Origin of the sequence: Actinoplanes sandaracinus (assembly GCF_030009775.1) — a bacterium.
In the GTDB taxonomy this organism is placed as follows: domain Bacteria; phylum Actinomycetota; class Actinomycetes; order Mycobacteriales; family Micromonosporaceae; genus Actinoplanes; species Actinoplanes sandaracinus.
In genome coordinates this window covers 260222-281155 of sequence record NZ_JASCTH010000012.1, presented here as the reverse complement: position 1 = coordinate 281155, position 20934 = coordinate 260222, and the positions used below count along the sequence as shown (strand labels likewise).

Below are 20934 nucleotides of genomic sequence, written 5' to 3'. Positions count from 1 at the left end.
TACATTCCGAACCCGGTAGCTAAGCCCTCCAGCGCCGATGGTACTGCACTCGTGAGGGTGTGGGAGAGTAGGACGCCGCCGGACTCAACGTGATGAAAGGCCCACCCCACACGGGGTGGGCCTTTCTGCGTTTGCGCGGCGGCACTCCGCGCGGGACTGCCGGTGAACGGGCGGTCTCGCTGAGCCGCGTGTCGGCGCGGGGCGGTCGCGGGGTTTGGCGGTAGCGGCGAAGCCGGGAACCTGGTGGTGCGGTCGGGGACGGTGTGGACGTACCCAAGAAGGGGTTTGACCTGGGCTGATGGGCTTCGCCCGCGGTGACCCGCCGCGCTCTGTTCGGGTTGTTTGGAGATTGTCCTTCTTGACAGCGGTCGTCTGGTTCGGCATAGAGGGTGGTACGCGGGCCGGCCAGTGCAGCACCAGTGTGAGGGAGAGACGATGCGGATCAGCGACATTCTGCGGGTCAAAGGCGAACAGGTGATCACCGTGACGCCGGAGACGAGTACCGAGCGGCTGTTGGCCGTTCTGGCGGAGCACGGTATCGGTGCGGCGGTGGTGTCGCGCGACGGTGCGGTGGTGGACGGGATCGTCAGTGAGCGTGACGTCGTGCGGGCCCTCGCGGCGCGCGGGGCGGCGGTGCTGACGGAACCGGTGAGTTCGATCGCCACCGCGAAGGTGCGGACCGTCACCCCGGAAGCACAGCTGGAGGACGTCGAGCGGCTGATGACCGAGCGGCGGTTCCGGCACGTTCCGGTGGTGGTGGACGGGGCGCTGCGCGGTGTGGTGAGCATCGGTGACGTGGTGAAGAACCGGATCGGGGAGTTGGAGACGGAGCGGAGCACGCTGGCCGGCTACATCACCGGCGAACGGGTCTGAGACACGACGATGCCACCGCCCGCGGTCGGGGGCGGTGGCATCGTCGTCGGTGGGTCAGCGGTGCAGCAGGGCCGCTAAGCGGTTGCGGCCGCGGGCGGACGCCTTGGTGGTCCGGCGGCGGTTCAGGAGCACGGCCGCCGCCGCGGCCGCGGCCAGGACGAGGGTGGTCGCGGTCGCGGACTTCTTGGGATTGCGGCGCACGGTCTCGGTCGCCCTGACACGTGCCGTGCTGACCGCCTGCCGGGCGCGCCCGGCCTTGCCGTTCTCGGTGGTTTCGTGGAGCTGTTCGGTCGTTTCGCTGATCGTGGTCATCGCTCAACCCTCCAAGGAGTAGCGCCTTCCGGGCTGCATGCCCGTTGTGTGACGACTTCCAACCTCCACGACCGACGCTAATCGGACAGTGCGCCTGGCGTTGTCCATGAACTGACACGATCGGGGGTCAAGCTTTCTGCTTTTCGGCCGTCTCCGCCTCATCCACGGTCTCGTCCGGGGTTTCGTCCACGGCCTCATCCACGGTCTCGTCCGGAGCTTCGTCCACGGTCTCGTCCGGGGTTTGCTCACGGGCCTCGTCGGCTTCTTCCGGCTCGGCGGTCGTCGTGGCGGTGGCCGAGGCGTAGACCGTGGCGTTCCGCGCCGAGCCGTAGATCACCGGGACGGCGATGGTGGCGGTACGAGCGTAGTAGTCGGCGAGAGGGTCGTCCTCGTCCTCGTCGTCCACATAGGCGTGCGCGGTCATTCCGGGCGGGGCGACATCGTCGGCGTCCGAATACAGGCGGTCGCGGGCCGGCGGGGTGGACGCCAGCACCGGGGCGAGCAGGGTACGCGGGCGAGGCACCAGGGCGCCGGCGCTCTTCGGCACGTTGACCAGCACCGGGCTGACGTTGCCGTCGGCGACTTCGGCCAGTTCGGCGAGAGCGCGGCGAACCGATTCCCGGCTGGTACGGGCGAAGTCGCCGACCAGCAGCACCTGGTCGGCGAGCGCCGCCAGGACGATCGCGTCGGAGGCGCTGAGCACCGCCGCCGAGTCGAGGATCACCACGTCGGCGTGCTTGTGGAGAGCCCGGATCACCCGTGCCAGCTGGCCGCTGTCGAACAGGTCGACGTGGTCGCCGTCGCGGTGACCGGCCGGAACGACCCGCAGCCGGGACACCGACGTCTCCTCCAGCACCTCCGAGACGGTGGCGTCGCCGTCGAGCAGCGTCGTCAGGCCGTGGTCGCCGGGCACCTGGAAGAGGTGGTGCATCCGCGGATTGCGCAGGTCGGCGTCGACCAGGACCACCGAACGGCCGGCCTGGGCCAGGGTGACGGCCAGATTGGCGGCGGTCGTGGTGCGGCCCTGCCGGTCGCCGGGGCTGGTCACCAGGATCGTGGTGGTGCCGGTCGAACGCAGCGACGGCTGCAGGCGCGACCGCAGGTAGCGGTACGACTCAGCGGCCGGCGACCCGGGTGCGCGCAGCACGACGACGGGCACGCCGTCGCCGGTTCCGCTGGGACGGCGGTGCCGCGGCACGGTCGCCAGCACGGGCGTGCCGGTCAGCCGGGCGAAGTCGTCGCGGCCGCGGATCCGGCCGCGGGTGCGGGCACGCAGCACGGCCGTGCCGGCCCCGAACAGCAGGCCGGCGGCGGCGCCGGCGGCCAGGTCGAGGGCGAGCGGGCGGGTCACCGGCTCGACGGGCAGGGCCGGCCCGGTGAGCACCCTGACGGTGGCGGGGCCGTTCGTGCGGAACCCGGCGTAGGCCTCCACCAGGGCGCGGGTGCGGATCTGCGCGCTGAACCTGTCGGGGCCGGTGTAGGCGATCCTCAGCACGTGCGTGCCGGGGACCACGTCGACGGTCAGGTTCTCCCGGAAGTCGCCGGCACTGAACCCGGCCGCCACGGCGGCGGGCTGCACGACCGCGTTGGAGAGGGCGACCTCCCGTTCCGTGCCGATGTCGGGGGCCGTCGCCGGGACGGTGCGATCCGTGCGGGATTCGACCAGGACGGTCGCCTCCGACACGTACCGGGGCGGCGCGGACCGGTGCAGGCCGTAGGCGGCAGCGATCGCCGCCGTCGTCACCACCAGAGTCCATGGACCGTATCGGCGCAACAGTCGCGCGGATCGTCCGTAGGTAGTCATTTCTGGTGGTCCTCCCGCTCACGGATCTTGAGCCGGAATTGTTCCACCTCGTGGCCGCCCCGCGCTTCGATCATTCCGGCGATAGTGACTCGTTGCTACGGCGGACCGGAACGGTGGACGGCTGATATGGCGTGGATCTCGACATCAGTGCAGGTCAACGGCCCGGGTAAGCGTAACGGCGGTGCTGCGCGTAGACAGGACGTGATGGAGTTCGCGATCTTCTACGAGAGCGCGCGGGACGACTGCCTGCGGACCGTGACGGCGGTGGTGGGCCACCGGGAGCGGGCCGAGGACCTGGTCGCCGAGGCGTTCGCCCGCGCCTGGGCGTCCTGGCCCTCCGTGGCCCGGCATCCGGCGCCCCGGGCCTGGGTGGTGCGTACCGCGCTGAACGCGCATGTGTCCTGGTGGCGGCGGTGGCGGCGGGAGATTCCGGCGTCCGACTGGGTGCCGCACGACCGAGCCGGGCCACCCGGGAACGGCGACGGCCTGCCCGACACGCGGCTGATGGCGGCCCTCCGGGCGCTGCCGGAACGGCAACGGCAGGTCGTCGCGCTGCGGATCTTCCTCGACCTGGACAGCGAGACGACCGCGCGCACCCTCGGCATCGCCGCGGGCACGGTCACCGCACACCTCGCCCGCGCGACGCGCACGCTGCGGGACCACCTGGAAGCCGCTGACGAGACGGAGGCACTGCGATGATCGACCAGAACGAGGAGTTGTACGGCCGGGTCCGCGCCGAATTCGAGCCGGTACGGATGACCGGCGAACTCGACGCGGTCACCACCCGTGGCGGTGCGCTGCGCCGGCGGCGCCGGATCGCGTTGCCGGCCGGAGCCGCCCTGGCCGCGGTGGCGCTGGCCACCGCTCTCAGCCTGCCCGCCGGCGGACCGCCGTCGCCCACGATCGAGCTGGCCGCCTGGTCGGTGGAGTCCGCACCGGACGGCACGATCACCCTCACCGTCCGGGAACTCGTCGACGCGGACGGCCTGTCGGCGCGGCTGAAGCAGGCCGGTGTGCCCGCGCGGGTCGACTTCCTGCCACCCGGCTCGGACCGGTGTGCCGGAGAGCGCGACGGGCTGCCGGCCATCGCCGAGGTGGTGCGGATGCGCGGCGGCGAGCCCGTCGTCCACATCCGGCCCGCCGCCATGCCGGCCGGCACCACCCTGCACTTCGTCGCGCTCGGTACCGCGATGCGGTTCAGTCTCGTCGATGGTGAGCCGCCGAAGTGCTGAGCGGGTCACCGGGGCGCTCAGCGGACCACGGACAGGCCGGCACGCCGCGGTGAGCGTGAGCGCCGGACCGCCCGGACGGCCAGTGGCACCAGCACCAGCACGGCGGTGTCCCGGGCGAACTGGATGGCGACAGCGCCGGAGACCAGGTCGGTGTCGATGACGCCGTGCAGCACGAGAGAAGCGGCCGCGGTCAGGGCGGCGGCCGCGGCGAGCCGGCCCAGGGCGGCCCGCGGTCGGCGGAACCGGTCGCCGTGTCCCAGCCAGTAACCGGGCAGCCAATGCTCCAGCAGCACGGCGAAGAGCAGGGCCGGGATCACTGCCCACACCGCGACGGTGGCCGACATCAGCAGGCCCGCGCCCTGCAGGGTGGCGGCCACCATCGCCATGGTGGCCAGCGCGATGACGTCGAAGCGGCGGGGGACGCGGCCGGCCTGCGCGGTCAGCCACACCCCGGCGACCACGAGCGGCGGCAGCGGGAAGACCGGAATCATGGCAGTGACCAGGAAGGCCGCCAGGTAGGCGGCCGCGAACGCGGCGGAACGCAGGGCATCACGGGGGGAAACGCTCATCGGCTGGCCTCAGCGGGTCGGCGGGGTAGCGGGCGCTACGGCGTGCGGAGTTCAGAGGCGAACCGTGCACGCCGGTCCCGACTGTCGGCCGGGCGCCGGGGGAGCTGAGCCTTTTCCGGGCGGGTCAGTGGGCGGCGCCGGTGAGGAACCGCAGGAGGGGACGCAGTTCCGCCGGCACGCACGGCTCGGCCACCGTGGTGCGCCAGTGCCGTCCGCCGCATTCGACGGCCAACTGGTAGCGGGTCAGGTCGGCGCGCGACGCCGCGCCGATCTGTGCGCCCAGCCGTGTCAGATCGAGGCCCTCGACCAGGCGGGTGAGCTGGGCCGCCTGATCACGGGGAAGGCTGTCGGAGTCCAGGACGACGCGCAGCGAACGGTCGGTGAAACCGGCGGGTCGGCGCAGCTCGGCTCGTACACGTGTGGTCACTGTTCGACAGTGGCAGTCGCACGGCCCGTCGGCTGTCAGATATCGGGCATCGGAGCGTGCCGATTCCCCGCCGGACCGCAGGCGACCGCGCCGGCCGGGAACCCGGTCACGCCGACCAGGTGAGCCGCGGCGCGTCCACCTCGGAGTTGTCGACGACGGCGGAGGCCCGCCGTCGCGGATCACACGCCGCGAAGTAGATCCGCTGCGCCTCGACATAACGCCGCATGCCGGGATGGCCCGGGTCGGCGGGGGTGCCGTCGCGCGCCGCCATCCGCCGGGCCGTCTCGGTGAACGGCACATCCAGGAAGACCGACAGGTCCCAGGCGCCGGCCAGCTCGTCCCGGTGCAGGAACAGCCCGTCCACGACCAGCACCGCATCCGGTGGCGCCTGCCGGGGCGCGTGGTCGAGCACGGCGTCGGTCGCCAGGTCGTGAGCGGCCGGGCGGTACCGGCGGGAACCGCCCGGGGCGAACGGCTCCAGCACGTCGGCACGGAACCGGCCGTAGTCGTAGGAGTCCAGCCAGAAACCCTCGGGAGAGTCCCGGCCACGGCGGTACCGGATCGCGCGGACGTGATGGAAGTCGTCGATCGACACCGCGACGACCGGGCGGCCCCGCTCGCGCAGCAGCCCGGCCAGTTCCCCGGCCAGGACCGTCTTGCCGGAGCCGTCGGGACCGTCGACTCCGACCCGTACACAAGCGGGATCGTGAAGGATCGCGTCAGCGATCTCGGAGAGCACCCGCCGCCGGGCGCTCAGCACTCCGGGCGGCCCAGCCGCCAGTAGCCCATGAACGCGACCGCGCGCCGGTCGACGCCGCACTCCGACACCAGGTGGCGGCGCAGCGTCTTGATCACCGCGGCCTCGCCGGCCAGCCAGGCGTAGAAGCCGTCCGGGGCGCCCGCCGACTCCTCCGGCACCTCCCAGAGGATGTCCTGGTCGACGTCCACGTCCTCCAGGTCGGCCGGCGCGGCCGGGGCCGTGCAGTCGCCCAGCAGCCGGCGCGCGACGTCGCGGACCGCCGGGATCAGCCGCACGCCGTGCGCCTCGCCGTCGCGCGGCAGCCAGGTGACCGTCACGTTCGCCGGCGCCACGATCTCCAGCCGATCCGCGGACTCCGGGACCTCCAGCAGCGCCTCGCCGACGGCGTCCCCCGGCAGGCGGGACAGGATCGACGCGATCGCCGGGACCGCGGTCTCGTCGCCGACCAGCAGGATCCGGCGGGTGCCGGCCGGCGGGTGGAAGTCGATGCCGCCGGCGACGCCGGTGTAGTCGGCGTTCGGCCCCATGACGCACATCTTCGAACCGGGACCGGCGGCCACCGCCCAGCGCGACGCCGGCCCGTTCACCCCGTGCAGCACCATGTCGACGTCGATCTCGCGCTCGGCGGCGCGGACGGCGCGGACCGTGTACGTGCGGATCGGGTTGCGCTGATCGTCGGGCAGGGCACGCCACCGCGTGAACCAGTCCGGGCCGGTCGGCAGGTGATCGTGGCCCGACTCCGGCAGCGGCGGGATCAGCTTGATCCGCTGATCCCAGCCGTTGTCGGCGAAACGGTCCAGGTCGTCGCCGGTGAACGTCACCCGCAGGAAGTTGGGGCTGAGCCGGACGATCCGGGCCACCTCGACCGGGAAGAACCGGAACGGGAGCGCCTCGGTCGGCACGAGGGTCTGGGTCACGGTCGCCTCCTCATTTAGGTAACCCTAACCTAACCGCTTACCGTGGCCGTGTCACCACCACCCCCGCGGGCCCCTCACTGCTCCCCGATCGCAACCCCGTCTTCCTGCTGCGCCGCCGATCCGCGCCGAACAGAACGGCTCATGCAAGACGTCGGCCCTCGGCTGCAAGGAGAAGAAATGCCGCAGACCCCGTCCGCGACGACCACGGCGATCGCATTCAGTGACGCCGATGCTCTGCCGTGGCCTGCGGACGACTGGGCCGCGGCCCTTCAGCCGCCCACCGTCCTCATCGCCGACGACGACGGCGACATTCGCGACCTCGTCGCGGTCAAGCTGCGGGCAGCGGGCTACCGCGTGCTCGAAGCCGACAACGGCCGGACCGCCATGTCGCTCGCGGTGAACGAGCGGCCCCAGCTGGTCCTGCTCGACGTCTCCAGGCCCGGCCTCGACGGCCTCGGCTTCTGTTACGAACTGCACTCGTCCCCGCAGACCGCCCACATCCCGGTGATCATCATCAGCGGGCGCGGGACGCCGTCCGACCTGGCCCTCGGCCGGGTGGTCGGCGCCGAGGACTACATGGTCAAACCCTTCTCGGCGGCCGATCTGCTGCGCCGCGTCGAGCGCCTGGTCCCCGCTCACCCCTGACCCTCATCTGGTACGGCTACCTGACCCCGATCCGTGGCGGCCGTCACCCCGGGATGCCTCGCGGGGATCGCCACGTGACGATTTCGGTAGCCGTACGAGAGGAAGAATCTGGGGAGAGCGGGCCGGGCGCGCGGGATGAAGGGCGCGGTGGGCGGGGGTCGCGTCAGACGCGGAAGTGCTGGACGACCTCGCGGAGTTCGCCGGCCACCTGGGTGAGTTCGGTGACCGACGCCTCGGCCTCGCCGAGGGCGGCGGTGGTGGCGTGGGCGGCGCTGGCGACGGCGTTGATGTTGCCGGCGATGACCGAGCTGCCGTTGGCGGCCTCGCCGATGCTGCGGGACATCTCGTTCGTGGTGGCGGTCTGTTCCTCGACCGCGGAGGCGATGGTCACCTGATAGTCGTTGATCTCGGAGATGATGCGCGAGATCTCCTGGATGGCGACGACGGCGCTGGACGTGTCGGCCTGAATGGCCTCGACGCGGTGGGCGATGTCCTCGGTGGCCTTCGCGGTCTCCTGGGCCAGGTCCTTGACCTCGGTGGCGACGACGGCGAAACCCTTGCCGAGCTCACCGGCGCGGGCGGCTTCGATGGTCGCGTTCAGGGCCAGCAGATTGGTCTGCTCGGCGATCGCGGTGATCACCTTGACGACGTTGCCGATCTCCTCGGACGAGGTGCCGAGTTTGGCGACCGTGTCGTTGGTGGCCTGGGCGACGCCGACGGCGCCGGAGGCGACCTGGGCGGCGTTGTTGGCGTTCTCGGAGATCTCACGGATCGACGCGCCCATCTCGTCGGAGCCGGCGGCTACCGACTGGACGCTCGCGGACACCTCCCCGGCCGTGCCGGCGACGAGGCCGGCCTGTTCGGAGGCCTCGCGGGCCTCGGCGTCGAGCCGGGTGGTGATGGTGGTCAGCCGCTCGGTGACATCACCGAGGACCTCGGCGCCGTGGTTGAGTTTGCGGACGCTGGTGAGCAGGCCCTCACGGGCCCGGTTGGTCGCCTGTGCCATCTGGCCCAACTCGTCGCGGGAACGGACCTCGGCGGGCACGGTCAGGTCGCCGTCGGCGACCGCGTTGAGGGCGGCGGAGACCGTGGCGAGCTGGCGTTTGATCAGGCGCATCACGCCGAAACCGATGAACGCGGCGAACATGAAGCCGAGGGCGAGGCCAGTCAGGGTGAGCCAGACGGCCTGGCCGTACTCGCCGGCGCCCTCGGCGGCCATCATGTCGGCGCCCGCCTCCTCGGCGGCCTGCAGATCGTCCATGGCGGCGGTCATGCCGGCCTCGGCGGCGTTGAACTCGTTGAGGATCTCGCTCTCGGCGGGCATCACGAAACCGGCCGGCGGCGGCTCACGAAAGATGATCACGTTGCTGAGGGTGCGATGGCGGTCGACGGCCTCGGTGAACGCGGCCAGTTTCGTCGCCCGGTCGGTCGCGCCGGACTCGTCGGCGATCTTGAGGTAGCCGGCCACCGCCGCGTCGGTCTTGGCGGCCGCGGCGTTCTTGCCGTCGATGCCGATCTTCATCATCGGCTGGCTCTTGACGCTCTGGCCCGCGTTGAACACCAGGCCGCTGCGGAACCAGTCGGTGAGGCCGCTCCGCATGCCGGCGATCTGTTCCATGCTGTCGACGTGCTGGTCCTTCATGTCCCGAAGGCTGTCGCGGAGCGTGGCCAGCCGGGTCAGCGCGAGCGCGGTGACGGCGAGCGCGACCAGGGCGACGCAGGCGGCCGCGATGGTGCTCTTGATCAGCAGGCTGCGGTCGCCCAGCGCCCGTTCCAGCAGGGTGCGCCGGTACTTCGGATCGGGGTCGCCGCTGCTCTCCGGCTGCATGACTTCCTCCGCTGGACGTGGCGACGCTGGACGCTCCGATGGTGAGCGTCGCGCGACGAAGAAGACCGGCCCTCGACGTCGGTGCGCCCGATCAACTTTAGGAGCCATTCCGGGTGATTTCGGCGAATCGCCCAAGTTGTCGGAGCGGCCGGGTGTTAGTGGCCCCCATGTACCAGGGCGATGCTGCACCGGGCCCGGTGCAGCAGATGCCGGCCGACGGACGGCCGCAACACCACCCGAAGCATGCGCCGCGCCCGCGCCCCGGCCACCACCAGTTGCGCCCCGGCGGCCGCCTCGGCCAGCACCTCGCCCGGCGCGCCGACCACGACCTCAGCCGTCACGGGGACCTGCGGGAACCGCCGGCGCCAGCAGCCCACCACCGACTCCAGCCGGCGACGCTCGGCGGCGACCGCCCTCAGGTTGGCATCGGTGAGCAGGTCGCCGCCGGGCGGCGGCCAGCCGTGCACCGCACGGACCGGCACGCCGCGAACGGCGGCCTGCTCGAAGGCGAAGCCGAGGACCAGGCCGGCGGCGGGGGAGTCGTCCACGCCGGCCACCACCGGGTCGGTGTCGCGCGGCTCGCCGCGCACCACCACGACCGGGCAGCGGGCGTGCATGCTGACCGACGCGCTGGTCGAGCCGAGCAGCGCCCGCACCGCCGACTGCCGTGGCCCGCCGACCACCACCATGGAGGCCTCGCCGCTGCGCTGAGCCAGGGCGACCGAGGCGGTGCCGTGCTCGATCCTGGTGCGCAGCCGGACGCCGGGGTGTGTGGCGGCGGCCGTGTCCAGGGCCCGGCCCAGCATCTCGCCGACCGCGTCGTCGGTGTCGGCGTCGGGATAGACCGCGGCGGCCGGCATCATCGCGGCGGCGGGGACATAGCTCGGCCACTCGTACGCGTAAAGCAGTTCCACCGTGGCGCCGGTGCGCTCCGCCTCGTCGAGCGCCCACCGGGCAGCCTTGCGCGCGTCGGGTGAGCCGTCATAACCCACGACGATCCTCTGAGTGGCCACGATGCCGCCTCCTCCCGCAACCTCCCCTGATCGTCGTGCGTCCGGCTCAGTTCTTCAATACCGCGAAGTCCCTCATACCGCGAGGTTCCTCAATACCGCGAAGTCCTCATGCCGCGAGGCTGTTCGATACCGCGAAGTCCCTCGTGGTCGCCCGGGCTCTCGATGCCGCGAGGATCCCCGCGCAGGGGGCCGTCGGGCTGCGGACGATCCTCACGCCGCGCGGCCGTCAGGCCGCGGAGTCCTTCAATACCGTCAGCACGGCCTCGGCGACGCCGGTGGACGAGGCGGGGTTCTGGCCGGTGACCAGACGGCCGTCGGTGACGACGTGCGGCTGCCAGTCGGCGACGCCGGTGTGCTCGGCGCCGAGCTCCTCGAGGCGGTTCTGCAGCAGGAACGGGACGACCTCGGTGAGCCCGGCCGCGGCCTCCTCGCTGTTGGTGAAGCCGGCGACCCGCTTGCCGGCGACCAGCGGGCTGCCGTCGGAGAGGGTGAGGCCGATCAGGGCGGCCGGGCCGTGGCAGACCGCGGCCACCACGCCGCCGCGCTCGTAGAGGTCGCGGGCGAATCCGGTCAGGCCGGCGTCGGACGGGAAGTCCCACATGGCGCCGTGGCCGCCGGCGAACAGCACCGCGTCGTAGCCGGCCGGGTCGAGGTCGGCGAAGCGCGGCGTGTTCGTCAGGGAGACCCGCTCGGTGAAGGATTTCTGCACCGGGTCGGTGAGGTCGGCGCCGTCGACCGGCGGCTCGCCGCCGGCGACCGAGGCGAACTCGACGGTGTAGCCGGCGTCGGTGAAGACCTGCCACGGATGGGCGGCCTCGGGCAGGTAGTACCCGGTGGAACGCAGGCCGCCGAGGTCGCCGTGACTGGTCAGGCCGATCAGGATCTTGTTCGTGGAAGTCATGTCCAGAACCATGCCCCGGGATGACCATCGGGAACCAAGAGAAAGTGTGAGGCCAGCCATCGGAATACTGATGGCATGCTCGATCTGCTGCACACCTTCCTGACCGTCTACCGGGCCGGCACGATGACCCGGGCCGCCGAGACGCTCGGGCTGTCCCAGCCCACGGTCACCGCCCAGTTGCGCGGCCTGGAGAGCCGGATCGGGCAGCCGCTGTTCGTCCGCGGGGCCCGGGGCGTGACGCCGACCCCGGCCGCCGACGACCTGGCCCGGCGCCTGGACGGGCCGATGGACGCGCTCGCCGGGGTGGCGTCCGGGCTGCTCGGCGAGGCCGGCCCGGCTGGGCGGACACTGCACCTGGGCGGGCCGGCCGAGCTGATGAGCACGCGGGTCCTGCCCGCTCTGGCCGGGGTGATCGCGGCCGGGGTCGAGGTGCGGGTGCGGCTCGGCCTCGCCGACGAGCTTCTCGCCGAGCTGTCGGACGGGCGCCTCGACCTCGTGGTCAGCGCGATCCGGCCGCGCCGGTCCGGGCTGCACGCCGAACCGCTGTGCGACGAGGAGTTCGTGCTGGTGGGCGCCCCGGGGGTGGACGTCTCCGCCGGACTGCTCGCCTATGCGGAGGAGCTTCCGATCATCCGCCGCTGGTGGCGGCACGTCCTGGGCACGCCGCCGCCGAAGCGGGCCGTCCTGGTCGTGCCCGACCTGCGTGCGCTGCGGGCCGCCGCGGTCGCCGGGATCGGCGTCACCGTCCTGCCCCGCTATCTGATCGGCGACGAGCTGCGGACCGGGGAACTGGTCGAGCTGATGTCCACGGAGGACCCGCCGATCAACACGCTCTATCTGGCCACCCGGGCCGCCGCCCGGGACGAGCCGCACCTCACCGGGGCGCGCACGACGCTGCTCGCGGCGGCGAAAGGCTGGTGAACGTTACCGGGATCACGCGTCCGAGGTGCGGGATCGGAAACGTGGATTTGATCTGGGCTGGTTAGCATCCTCGAACTGCGCCGGGATTTATCGAAGGTTGATGCGGTTCGTCCAGGCTTAGTGGAGTACGCCCCGAGTACCCCTTGATTTAGGAGAAAAAGCACGATGGCCGTCAAAGCCGAGTACCTGTGGGTCGACGGAACCCAGCCCACCGCCAAGCTGCGCTCGAAGACCAAGATCCTGGCCGACGGCGAGAAGCCCGGCATCTGGGGCTTCGACGGTTCCAGCACCAACCAGGCGCCCGGCGACAAGTCGGACTGTGTGCTTCAGCCGGTCTTCGTCTGTCCCGACCCGATCCGCGGCGGTGACAACATCATCGTGCTGTGCGAGGTCGAGCTGATCGACGGCACCCCGCACCCGACCAACACCCGTGCCGAGCTGCGCAAGGTCGCCGACAAGTACGCCGACCAGGAGGCGATCTTCGGCATCGAGCAGGAGTACACCTTCTTCAAGGACGGCCGCCCGCTCGGCTTCCCGGTCGGCGGCGGCTACCCCGCCCCGCAGGGTGGCTACTACTGCGGCGTGGGCGCGGACGAGGTCTTCGGCCGCGAGATCGTCGAAGAGCACATGGACGCCGTCCTCGCCGCCGGCCTGCACCTGTCCGGCATCAACGCCGAGGTCATGCCGGGTCAGTGGGAGTTCCAGATCGGCCCGGTCGCCGCTCCGCAGGTCGCCGACGAGCTCTGGGTCGCCCGCTGGCTGCTCTACCGCATCGCCGAGGACCACGGCGTCTCCGCCACCCTCGACCCGAAGCCGGTCAAGGGCGACTGGAACGGCGCCGGCGCGCACACCAACTTCTCCACCAAGGCCATGCGCGAGGGCTACGACGCGATCATCGCGGGCGCCGAGGCGCTGGGCAAGAAGCGCCAGGAGCACGTGGACGGTTACGGCGCGGGCATCGACCAGCGCCTCACCGGCCTGCACGAGACCGCCCCGTGGACCGAGTACAGCTACGGCGTCTCGGACCGTGGCGCGTCGGTGCGCATCCCGTGGCAGGTCGAGAAGGACGGCAAGGGCTACCTCGAGGACCGTCGGCCGAACGCCAACGTGGACCCGTACGTGGTGACCCGCCTGCTGATCGACACCATCTGCGGTGCGGCCGCCGGCGACAACTGACCGACGCGAAGGTCACCGCGCGTATCGTTCGCGCGGTGACCTTCGACATCGTGCCGGGTGACCCCGCGTCGCCGGTGATCTTGCACGTGCCCCACGCGTCGCGGGCCCTGACGGAGTCCGGGTTGTCGTGCTCGGTGGAGGACGAGCTCGACCACCTCACCGACGCGCACACCGACCTGATCGCGCTCGGAGCGGCCGGCCGCGCCGGCCGGAGGCCCTGGACCTTCGTCAACCGGCTCTCCCGCCTGGTCGTCGACCCGGAACGGTTCGCCGAGGACGAGATGCTCGCGGTCGGGATGGGCCCGGTCTACACCCACGGCTACGCGGGGCGGCGGCTGCGCGCCGATGATCCGGCCCGCGACGCGGTCCTGCTTCACGAGCATTTTCATCCGTACGCCGCGGCGATGACCACCCTGGTCGACGAGCGCCTCGCGGCCACCGGCCGGGCGACCGTGCTGGACGTGCACTCGTACCCGACCGAGCGCCTGCCCTATGAACTGCACGGTGACGGCCCACGCCCGCCGGTCTGCCTCGGCACCTCCCCGTTCCACACACCGCCGCCGCTGGTGGAGGCCGCCCGTGCGGCGTTCGGCGAGGTCGCGCTCGACACCCCGTTCGCGGGCTGCTACGTGCCCCTGAAGCACTACGAACGGGACCGCGCCGTCACCGCGCTGATGATCGAGATCCGCCGCGACCAGTACATGACCGAGCCCGGCGGCCCGCCCACCGGCGGCCTCGAATCGATCATCCGGGCGCTGGCCGCTCTCGTCGACGCCCTCCCCTGACGGGGTGAAGCACGATGGCAGCGATCGGGCTGCCGGGATGACATGATGGCCCGGGGCAGGCACGCGCCGCTCGGAGAGGGTATGTCGATCGATGGCGAACTTCGAGGCGAGGACCACCGCCGGAGCCGGCGGGATCACGGTCTCCCTCGCCGGCGAGTGCGACCTGTCCACCCGTGAGCACCTGACCGCCGTGCTGCTCGACGCCGTGCACCGGGCCCGGGCCGTCTTCGTCGACCTGGCCGAGCTCACCTTCATCGACTCCAGCGGGGTGCACAGCCTGGTCATCGCCCATCACGCGGCCAAGCACACGGGCGGCCGGATCTATGTGATGAACGCCGGGGGAGCGGTCGCCGCGGTTCTCGAGATGACCGGTCTCGACACGCTGCTGCGCGCGCCGGCCGAAGAGCACCGTCATGCCTGAGGCCGTCGACGGCATGTCGTACGCCGTACCCGATGATCTTCGCCGGGTGCGGGCCTTCGTGACCGAGCGGGCGCTCGCGCTGGGGTTGCCCGAGGCGCGGGTCGACGTGCTCACCCTCGCGGTCAGCGAGCTGACCACCAACACGTTGCAGCACACCAGCGGTGGCGGGCACATCCGGGTGTGGGCCGAGAACGGGCGCCTGGTCTGCGACGTCGTCGACGAGGGGGAGGACCGCCCGTTCGGCCGTGCGATGCCGTCGGCCGAGGCGGTCCGCGGCCGTGGGCTGGCCATCGTGGAGCGGGTCTGCGACTCGGTGCTCACCACGGCGGTGCCCGGCGGCACCCTCGTACGCATCTGCCTCAATCTATAGATTTTTATCTCGGCCCGGGTTTCTCCGTCTTCGGAGTGCGACCGCCCTCCGTCTCCGGGCCGTGCTGCTCGCCCGGGTCCCGCCCCGGCCGCGGGCGGGTCAAGGCCTACCGCAAGCGGCACTGGCCATGCTCGGACAGCGGCTCGGGGTTGATCGGTGGGAAGCGGAGCGGGCGGAAGGCCGTACCCGGGCATGGCCTCTGCCCGCCTTGCTCGCGGATCCCTAAGCCAGCACGCGGACGGCGAGGGTGCAGGTGTCGTCGTCGGGACTCGGCGCGCGCACCAAGTGGTGGAGACGGGCCAGTGGCTCCATGCCCGGGTCGGCCGACACCGCCGACAGGTGCCCGTGCACCTCGGCGGACCGCCCGGCCGTGCCACGCTCACGCCGCTCCACCAGGCCGTCGGTGAAGAACAGCACCAGGTCGTCCGGTTCCAGGCGGGCGCTGATCTCGGGGAACTCGGCCTCCGGCTCGGCGCCCAGCAGCAGACCCGGCGGCCGTTCGAGCTCCGCGCAACGGCCGGCCCGGCCCAGCAGCGGAGCCAGATGACCGGCCCGCGCCCACGGCAGCGCCCGCGTCACCGGATCGTAGACGGCGACCAGAGCCGTACCCGTGATGTCGAGCTGCGCGCACAGCCTGTTCATGTGCCGCAGCAGCTCGCCCGGCTCGCGGATGCCGATCGACAGCCACGCCACCAGCGCGAACCGCAGATGCGCCATGCCGCTGGCCGCCTCCAGGCCGTGCCCGGCGACGTCACCGATGGCCAGGATCACCCGCCCGTCCGGCAGAGTCTGAGCGTGGTACCAGTCGCCGCCCACCCGCACCGCGCTCTCCGCGGGCAGATAGCTGACCATCGCCTCCAGCCCGGCCAGCACGAACGACGCCCGCGGCACCGGCTGGATCAGGTTCTGCAGCTGGCCGGCCAGCCGGTGCTCGGCCAGCGCGGTCATCTCCCTGGTGCGCAGCCGGTCACTCAACGACTCGATCTCGGTACGGCTGTCGACCCGCGCCGTCACATCCTGCACCACCGCATAGACCTTCACCGGAGAGCCGTCCGCGTCCCGCGCCACGTCCGACAGGATGCGCATGTGCCGGACCCCGTCACCGACCCGGAACCGGACCGTCACGTCCGAGGTGCCGCCGCTGTCCAGCGTCTGCCAGGCGGCCTCGGCGATGCCCCGGTCCTCCGGCAGCATCGCGCCCGCCTGATCGCCCCGCGACAGCGGACCTTCGGCGGGATCACGTCCGAAGATCCGGTACATGCCCGGGGACCAGTCGGTGCGGCCGCTCACCAGCTCGTACTCCGCCCAGCCGAGACTGCCCAGCGCCTCGGTGTGCTCCAGGCGGCGCTGGTACTCGTCGACCCGCTGCCACCAGACCAGCAGCCCGCCCAGCACGCGGTACACACTGATCTCGAACCGGGACTCGGCCACCACACCGGAACGGCTCTCGTCGAAGCGGAACTCGTCCATCCGCCCCGGCGTGCCGGTGACTATGACGTCGACATACAGGTTCCACAGCGGACCGCCGACGAGTGACGGGTACAGCTCGCCGAGCAGGCTGTCGATGCGCTTCGTTCCCCGGCCGAAGATGTCCCGGATCCGGTCGCTGGTCGCGGCGATCCGGAAATCGACCGGCTCACCGTCCGGGCCGGACACCGGCACCAGCCAGGTGCAGCCGATCGGGATCGCGGCCAGCAGCTCCCGCACCACCGCCTCGTCCGCCACCCGAGCAGCCTATCGGGGGCACGGCCCCTCCGGCCCGCACGGCCCGTCACCGGTAGCCCGTACCGCCCACCTCCGTCGGCCCCGTTTGCGGCGGCCCAGCGGCGCGGCTTGGTGGTGGCCCGGCCCACCGGTGGCGTGGCATCGGTCGTCATGATGGCGTCATGTCAGACCTGTTCCCGATCCTGGCCACCCTGCTTCCGATCGCCGCGCTGCTGATCCTGCTGATCGTGGCCTCGGCATCGACCCGGGCGGCAGCCGCCCGCGACCGCGCCCTGGCCGGCGAACGGCTCGCGCGTCTCGAGCGCAAAGTCGACGCCATGCTGCGCCACCTGCAGATCGAGGTGCCCGAACCCGATCACTCCGACGTCCTGGAACACCTGCGCCACGGCCGCAAGATCCACGCCATCAAGGCCTACCGCGAGCGCACCGGCGCGAGCCTCGCCGACGCCAAGACCACCGTCGAACGCCTGGCCCGCGAGCACGGCTTCTGACTTCCACTGCGAGCCGGCCGGAGAGCGGACGGCGCCCAGGTCCCGGGATCACGGCATCGCCCCACCTACGCGCTGCCCGCTGCCTCGGAACGGGCCTTCGCACACGGCCGGCCTCCCTGCCCGATCACCCACCCGCCGAACGCAGCCGCCCGGCGGTGCCTCACGCGCCAGGCCCGCCGGCCGGGCCCGCTCACCGCGTCGGCGCGCCGGGCTTGTTCGTCAGGTTGTTCTGTGACGCGGTGATGCCCGGAGCCGCGCCGCCCAGTGACGCCGATCCGGCGATCGCCGCCAACACACGAAACCCCGGCCACTCAGCCGTCGTTCCAGCGGGTCATCGCCTCCGGTTTGCACGCGCGAGGGGCGCAACCACGGCTGGTCCGCTCGGCCGTCGCCCAGGCACCTCTTGGTGGAGCGATGGCGCGGGAGATACGGCTATTCCGCTTGGCCGTCGTGCGGGCGCGTTTGACGTCCGGTTGGCGCGCGTGGGGCACGGCTGGGCCGTTTGGCCGTCGGTCCAGGCACGTTTCGTGGGATGGCGCGTGCGGGGGCGCGGCTGGGGCTGACGGCCGTCGCTCGGGCGCGTTTTGGTGGGTGATGGCAGGTTTGGGGTGCGCCTGGCTGGTCGGCCGTCGTTTGGGGTGTTTTGGTGGGTGATGGGCCTGCGTGGGGTACGGCTGGGGTGGGGCGGCGGGAGTGGGCTGCAGCCCGGTGGTCGCGCTGCGGGCCGGAGCGGCGGGGACGTCGCGGGGTAGCCGGGGTGCGTTTACTGGGCGTACGAGACAGAGCTTTTGATCTTGTTTAGGTAAGCGGCGTTGCCGGGCGTGGCGCGCAGCTGTTTGAGCAGGTGGGTCATGGGGCCCCGGCGGTCCGGGGTGGACATGGCGCGGCGCAGGTGGGTGATGAGGGGAAGTTCGCCGGGGTGCAGGAGCGCCTCGTCGTGGCGGGTGCCGGAGGCGGCGACGTCGACGGCGGGGAAGAGGCGGGCCTCGGCGAGGGCGCGGTCGAGTTTGAGTTCGGCGTTGCCGGTGCTCTTCAGCTCCTCGAAGATCAGCGTGTCCATGGCGGAGCCGTTCTCCACCAGGGCCGTCGCGATGACGGTGACCGAGCCGCCGCCCTCCAGGGTGCGGGCGGCGCCGAGCAGGTGTTTCGGCGGGTGCAGCGCGGACGTGTCGAGGCCGCCGGTGAGGGTACGGCCACGCGGCGGCGCGGTCATGTTGTAGGCGCGGCCCAGCCGGGTCAGGGAGTCGAGCAGCAGCACCACGTCCTCGCCCTGTTCGGCCAGGCGTTTGGCGCGTTCGGTGGCGAGTTCGGCGACGGCGGTGTGCTCGGCGGGCGGGCGGTCGAAGGTGGAGGCGATCACTTCACCCTTCACCGTGCGGCGCATGTCGGTGACCTCCTCGGGGCGTTCGTCGACTAGCAGCACCATCAGGTGGCACTCGGGATGGTTGCGGGTGACCGCCGTCGCGATGTCCTGCAGGATCGTGGTCTTCCCGGCCTTCGGCGGTGCGGCGATGATGGCGCGCTGGCCCTTGCCGATCGGCATGAACAGGTCGATGACGCGGGTGGTCAGCACGTTCGGGTCGGTCTCCAGGCGGAGGCGGTCGTGCGGGTGCAGCGCCGTGCGCCGGTAGAAGTCGGGGCGAGGACCGGGTGGGCGGCCGTTCACCGCGGTCAGCTGGAACTGGGCCGTGTTCTTCGAGCGGTCGGCGAAGCCGGTGACGTGGTCGCCGCGTCGCAGGTGGAGGCGGCGGACCTCGCCCGGAGAGAGCGGGACGTCGCCGGGGGAGCGGTGGTAGCCGTCGGCACGCAGCCAGGCACGGTCGTCGGTGATGTCGAGCAGAGCGTCGACGGGTACGAGTTCGGACATGGGATTCCTCGATTCGAGTGGGGCCGGTCCGCGCGGAGAAGGCGGCCGGATGGTGAGGGCGGTCCGCGCGGAGAAGGCGGCCGGGCGGTGAAGGCGGTCCGCAGGAGGCGCGGGAGAGGTGACGGCCGCGGGGGCTGGCCGGAGAAGAAGCGCTGGGGTGACCTCGGCCGGGTGTGAGGCGGTCTCGGGGGAGCGGCCCGCCGGAAGCCGGGTGTGAGGCGCGTCCCGAGGGAGCGGCCCGCCGGAAGCCGGGTGTGAGGCGGTCCGGGGGAGCGGTCCGCCGGAAGCCGGGTGTGAGGCGCGTCCCGAGGGAGCGGCCCGCCGGAAGCCGGGTGTGAGGCGGTCCGGGGGAGCGGTCCGCCGGAAGCCGGGTGTGAGGCGGTCCGGGGGAGCGGTCCGCCGGAAGCGGCGTCCGCGATGGATCGGCAGTGCCTCGAACAGCCGGCCGAGAGCCAGCGGTGAGGGGGATCATCGGGGGCGTCCAGAGAACGCCGACATCCGTCGATCCGATTGCGGCCCAGCTTAACACCGTCCGGGGAAAGCAGCGATGATGGCAGCGGACGACTTGTGGGAGGAGACGGGGATGCCACTGTTGCGGCGGGTGATCGGGGCGGTTCTGCGCCGGATAAGGCTGGGCCAGGGCCGGACCCTACGGGAGGTGGCCGGGGTGGCGGGGGTGTCGCTGCCGTACCTCTCGGAGGTGGAGCGCGGCACCAAGGAGGCGTCGTCGGAGGTGCTGGCGGCGATCTGCCGGGCGCTCGGGCTGGCGATGCCGGATCTGCTCGACGAGGTGCGCCGGGAGATGCTTCGGGAGGCCGCGCCGGCGTCCCGGTTCGTCACGCACCTCGCGACGCGACGCGATCAGGGTCCGCGGTGTGCGGTGGGTGGGCCACGGTCGGCGCAGAGCCGGTGGACGAGCTGTGCCGGCGCGCCTCAGCTGTCGAGGGCGATCATGCGGCTGTAACGAAGGCCGCTGTAACGAAGGCGGCCGTAACGGCGGCCGCTGTTACGAGAGATCAGGGTGTGACGACGACCGGGGTGCCCGGGTCGACCTGGGCGAGCAGTTTCCGCTGGACGGCGGCCGGGGTGCGGACGCACCCGTTGGACACGTCCCGGCCGAAGGCGGAACTGTTCGACCAGGCGTGGATGCCCGTGTGCGCGCCCTGGAGGCTGGCCGCCAGCTTCTCCGGTTCGTCCGGCACCGAGCCGAGCACCAGGGCGTCCAGCCCGGCATAGACGGCGCCGGACGTGCCGGTCCGGCCGAGCACGAAGGTTCGGCCGAGCGGGGTCGGGCTGCGGTCGGCGCCGATCGCCACGCTCCACCGGCCCTGCTCGGCGCCGTCGCGCAGCCAGGTGAGGCGGCGTGCGGCCAGGTTGACCAGAAGCTGGTCGCGCAGCGGTTCGGCGCGCCAGCCGGCCTCGGGCACCCAGCCGATTCTGCGGTTGGCGGCGGGCACCAGCACGGCGGCCCAGCCGTTCTCGCGGGCGACGATCGGGGCGACGACCGGGAGGCCGCTGATCCGGGGCGGCAGCCAGGCGCGGGCACGGCCGCCCGGAGCGTCGTACAACGCGATCCTGGTGGTGGGCCGCAGCGCCTCGGTGACCGGGACCACCGACTCGGGGTCGGGGTCGGCCGGCAGGCCGCGGGGCCCTTTCGCGTAGGCGATGACCGGCATGCCGGCGGGCGGCTCCGCGGCCGGTGGCACGGTCGGTGAAGCGGCGGCGGACACGGACGCGGACGGGGCGGCGGATGCGGGCGTGCTCGGCTGGGCGGCGTCGGGTTCGCTGCCGCGGGCCAGGCCGACGGCCACGATGACAGCGACGATCAGGGCGACCGCCGTCAGCGACACCAGGGACAGGCGGCTCCGGCTGATCGGCATCAGCCCAGGGTAGCGGT

22 protein-coding genes, 1 rRNA gene and 1 pseudogene are annotated in these 20934 nt (G+C 72.1%); 12 read left to right on the top strand and 12 right to left on the bottom strand.

Annotated features, from left to right (window positions below; all coding sequences use genetic code 11):
• A 5S ribosomal RNA gene (gene rrf, locus QLQ12_RS47380) occupies nt 1-84 on the top strand; the annotation flags it as partial.
• A 351-nt stretch (nt 85-435) separates the two neighbouring features.
• Nucleotides 436-873, top strand: coding sequence for a CBS domain-containing protein (locus QLQ12_RS20270; protein WP_282761779.1), 438 nt, complete (start codon nt 436-438; stop codon nt 871-873).
• Between the two features lie 54 nt (nt 874-927).
• On the opposite strand, the gene QLQ12_RS20265 is transcribed toward QLQ12_RS20270, so the two are convergent.
• Complete coding sequence (locus QLQ12_RS20265; protein ID WP_282761778.1) at nt 928-1185, bottom strand: hypothetical protein; 258 nt, start codon at nt 1183-1185, stop codon at nt 928-930.
• A gap of 127 nt (nt 1186-1312) precedes the next feature.
• Nucleotides 1313-2989 (bottom strand): polysaccharide biosynthesis tyrosine autokinase, encoded by a 1677-nt coding sequence (locus QLQ12_RS20260; protein WP_282761777.1) that lies wholly within the window; start codon nt 2987-2989, stop codon nt 1313-1315.
• Nucleotides 2990-3193: 204 nt separating this feature from the next.
• Between QLQ12_RS20260 and QLQ12_RS20255 the strand changes: the two genes are divergently transcribed.
• Entirely contained in the window at nt 3194-3688 is a 495-nt protein-coding gene (locus QLQ12_RS20255; RefSeq protein WP_282761776.1) for a sigma factor-like helix-turn-helix DNA-binding protein, read from the top strand.
• On the top strand, nt 3685-4221 hold the full coding sequence (locus tag QLQ12_RS20250) for a hypothetical protein (protein WP_282761775.1): 537 nt from the start codon (nt 3685-3687) through the stop codon (nt 4219-4221). The genes QLQ12_RS20255 and QLQ12_RS20250 overlap by 4 nt, the downstream gene beginning before the upstream one ends.
• Before the next feature lie 17 nt (nt 4222-4238).
• Here the strand turns inward: QLQ12_RS20250 and QLQ12_RS20245 are convergent, their stop codons facing one another.
• The 4 genes from QLQ12_RS20245 to QLQ12_RS20230 form a co-directional block, all read right to left on the bottom strand.
• The gene (locus tag QLQ12_RS20245) at nt 4239-4790 is read right to left on the bottom strand and encodes a hypothetical protein (RefSeq protein WP_282761774.1); all 552 of its coding nucleotides are present in this window, start codon (nt 4788-4790) and stop codon (nt 4239-4241) included.
• Between the two features lie 124 nt (nt 4791-4914).
• Complete coding sequence (locus QLQ12_RS20240) at nt 4915-5217, bottom strand: protealysin inhibitor emfourin (protein WP_282761773.1); 303 nt, start codon at nt 5215-5217, stop codon at nt 4915-4917.
• Nucleotides 5218-5323: 106 nt separating this feature from the next.
• Nucleotides 5324-5977 carry a nucleoside/nucleotide kinase family protein gene (locus QLQ12_RS20235; protein ID WP_282761772.1) on the bottom strand — a complete coding sequence of 218 codons (654 nt, stop codon included), beginning with the start codon at nt 5975-5977 and terminating at the stop codon, nt 5324-5326.
• Nucleotides 5971-6894: a siderophore-interacting protein gene (locus QLQ12_RS20230; protein WP_282761771.1), complete on the bottom strand. Its 924-nt coding sequence runs from the start codon at nt 6892-6894 to the stop codon at nt 5971-5973. Before QLQ12_RS20230 ends, QLQ12_RS20235 begins: the two co-directional genes overlap by 7 nt.
• 177 nt (nt 6895-7071) lie before the next feature.
• Here QLQ12_RS20230 and QLQ12_RS20225 point away from each other — a divergent pair, with 177 nt between their 5' ends.
• Nucleotides 7072-7539: a response regulator gene (locus QLQ12_RS20225; protein ID WP_282761770.1), complete on the top strand. Its 468-nt coding sequence runs from the start codon at nt 7072-7074 to the stop codon at nt 7537-7539.
• Nucleotides 7540-7702: 163 nt separating this feature from the next.
• Here QLQ12_RS20225 and QLQ12_RS20220 read toward each other — a convergent pair whose 3' ends face one another.
• From QLQ12_RS20220 to QLQ12_RS20210, 3 genes are all read right to left on the bottom strand, one after another.
• Nucleotides 7703-9367: a methyl-accepting chemotaxis protein gene (locus tag QLQ12_RS20220; protein ID WP_282761769.1), complete on the bottom strand. Its 1665-nt coding sequence runs from the start codon at nt 9365-9367 to the stop codon at nt 7703-7705.
• 155 nt (nt 9368-9522) lie between these two features.
• Nucleotides 9523-10380, bottom strand: coding sequence for a universal stress protein (locus tag QLQ12_RS20215; RefSeq protein WP_282761768.1), 858 nt, complete (start codon nt 10378-10380; stop codon nt 9523-9525).
• Between the two features lie 226 nt (nt 10381-10606).
• The gene (locus tag QLQ12_RS20210) at nt 10607-11281 is read right to left on the bottom strand and encodes a type 1 glutamine amidotransferase domain-containing protein (protein ID WP_282761767.1); all 675 of its coding nucleotides are present in this window, start codon (nt 11279-11281) and stop codon (nt 10607-10609) included.
• Between the two features lie 75 nt (nt 11282-11356).
• On the opposite strand from QLQ12_RS20210, the gene QLQ12_RS20205 reads away from it, so the two are divergent.
• The 5 genes from QLQ12_RS20205 to QLQ12_RS20185 all read left to right on the top strand — a co-directional run bounded on the left by QLQ12_RS20205 (nt 11357) and on the right by QLQ12_RS20185 (nt 14954).
• The gene (locus tag QLQ12_RS20205; protein ID WP_282761766.1) at nt 11357-12202 is read left to right on the top strand and encodes a LysR family transcriptional regulator; all 846 of its coding nucleotides are present in this window, start codon (nt 11357-11359) and stop codon (nt 12200-12202) included.
• Nucleotides 12203-12367: 165 nt separating this feature from the next.
• Nucleotides 12368-13378 (top strand): glutamine synthetase, encoded by a 1011-nt coding sequence (gene glnII, locus QLQ12_RS20200; protein WP_282761765.1) that lies wholly within the window; start codon nt 12368-12370, stop codon nt 13376-13378.
• Nucleotides 13379-13413: 35 nt separating this feature from the next.
• A complete protein-coding gene (locus tag QLQ12_RS20195) occupies nt 13414-14163 on the top strand; it encodes an N-formylglutamate amidohydrolase (RefSeq protein ID WP_282761764.1) in 750 nt (249 codons plus the stop codon).
• A gap of 91 nt (nt 14164-14254) precedes the next feature.
• The gene (locus tag QLQ12_RS20190; RefSeq protein ID WP_282761763.1) at nt 14255-14584 is read left to right on the top strand and encodes an STAS domain-containing protein; all 330 of its coding nucleotides are present in this window, start codon (nt 14255-14257) and stop codon (nt 14582-14584) included.
• Nucleotides 14577-14954 carry an ATP-binding protein gene (locus QLQ12_RS20185; RefSeq protein ID WP_282761762.1) on the top strand — a complete coding sequence of 126 codons (378 nt, stop codon included), beginning with the start codon at nt 14577-14579 and terminating at the stop codon, nt 14952-14954. Before QLQ12_RS20190 ends, QLQ12_RS20185 begins: the two co-directional genes overlap by 8 nt.
• A 222-nt stretch (nt 14955-15176) precedes the next feature.
• On the opposite strand, the gene QLQ12_RS20180 is transcribed toward QLQ12_RS20185, so the two are convergent.
• Nucleotides 15177-16679, bottom strand: a complete 1503-nt coding sequence (locus tag QLQ12_RS20180; protein ID WP_282761761.1) for a PP2C family protein-serine/threonine phosphatase — start codon at nt 16677-16679, stop codon at nt 15177-15179.
• 161 nt (nt 16680-16840) lie between these two features.
• On the opposite strand from QLQ12_RS20180, the gene QLQ12_RS20175 reads away from it, so the two are divergent.
• Nucleotides 16841-17170, top strand: a complete 330-nt coding sequence (locus QLQ12_RS20175; protein ID WP_282761760.1) for a hypothetical protein — start codon at nt 16841-16843, stop codon at nt 17168-17170.
• A 763-nt stretch (nt 17171-17933) separates the two neighbouring features.
• On the opposite strand, the gene rho is transcribed toward QLQ12_RS20175, so the two are convergent.
• On the bottom strand, nt 17934-19037 hold the full coding sequence (gene rho / locus QLQ12_RS20170) for a transcription termination factor Rho (RefSeq protein WP_282761759.1): 1104 nt from the start codon (nt 19035-19037) through the stop codon (nt 17934-17936).
• Nucleotides 19038-19620: 583 nt separating this feature from the next.
• Here rho and QLQ12_RS20165 point away from each other — a divergent pair.
• Nucleotides 19621-19860, top strand: a pseudogene (locus QLQ12_RS20165) (helix-turn-helix domain-containing protein); the annotation flags it as partial.
• A 193-nt stretch (nt 19861-20053) separates the two neighbouring features.
• Here the strand turns inward: QLQ12_RS20165 and QLQ12_RS20160 are convergent.
• Entirely contained in the window at nt 20054-20917 is an 864-nt protein-coding gene (locus QLQ12_RS20160; protein WP_282761758.1) for a L,D-transpeptidase, read from the bottom strand.
• Nucleotides 20918-20934 lie beyond the last annotated feature (17 nt).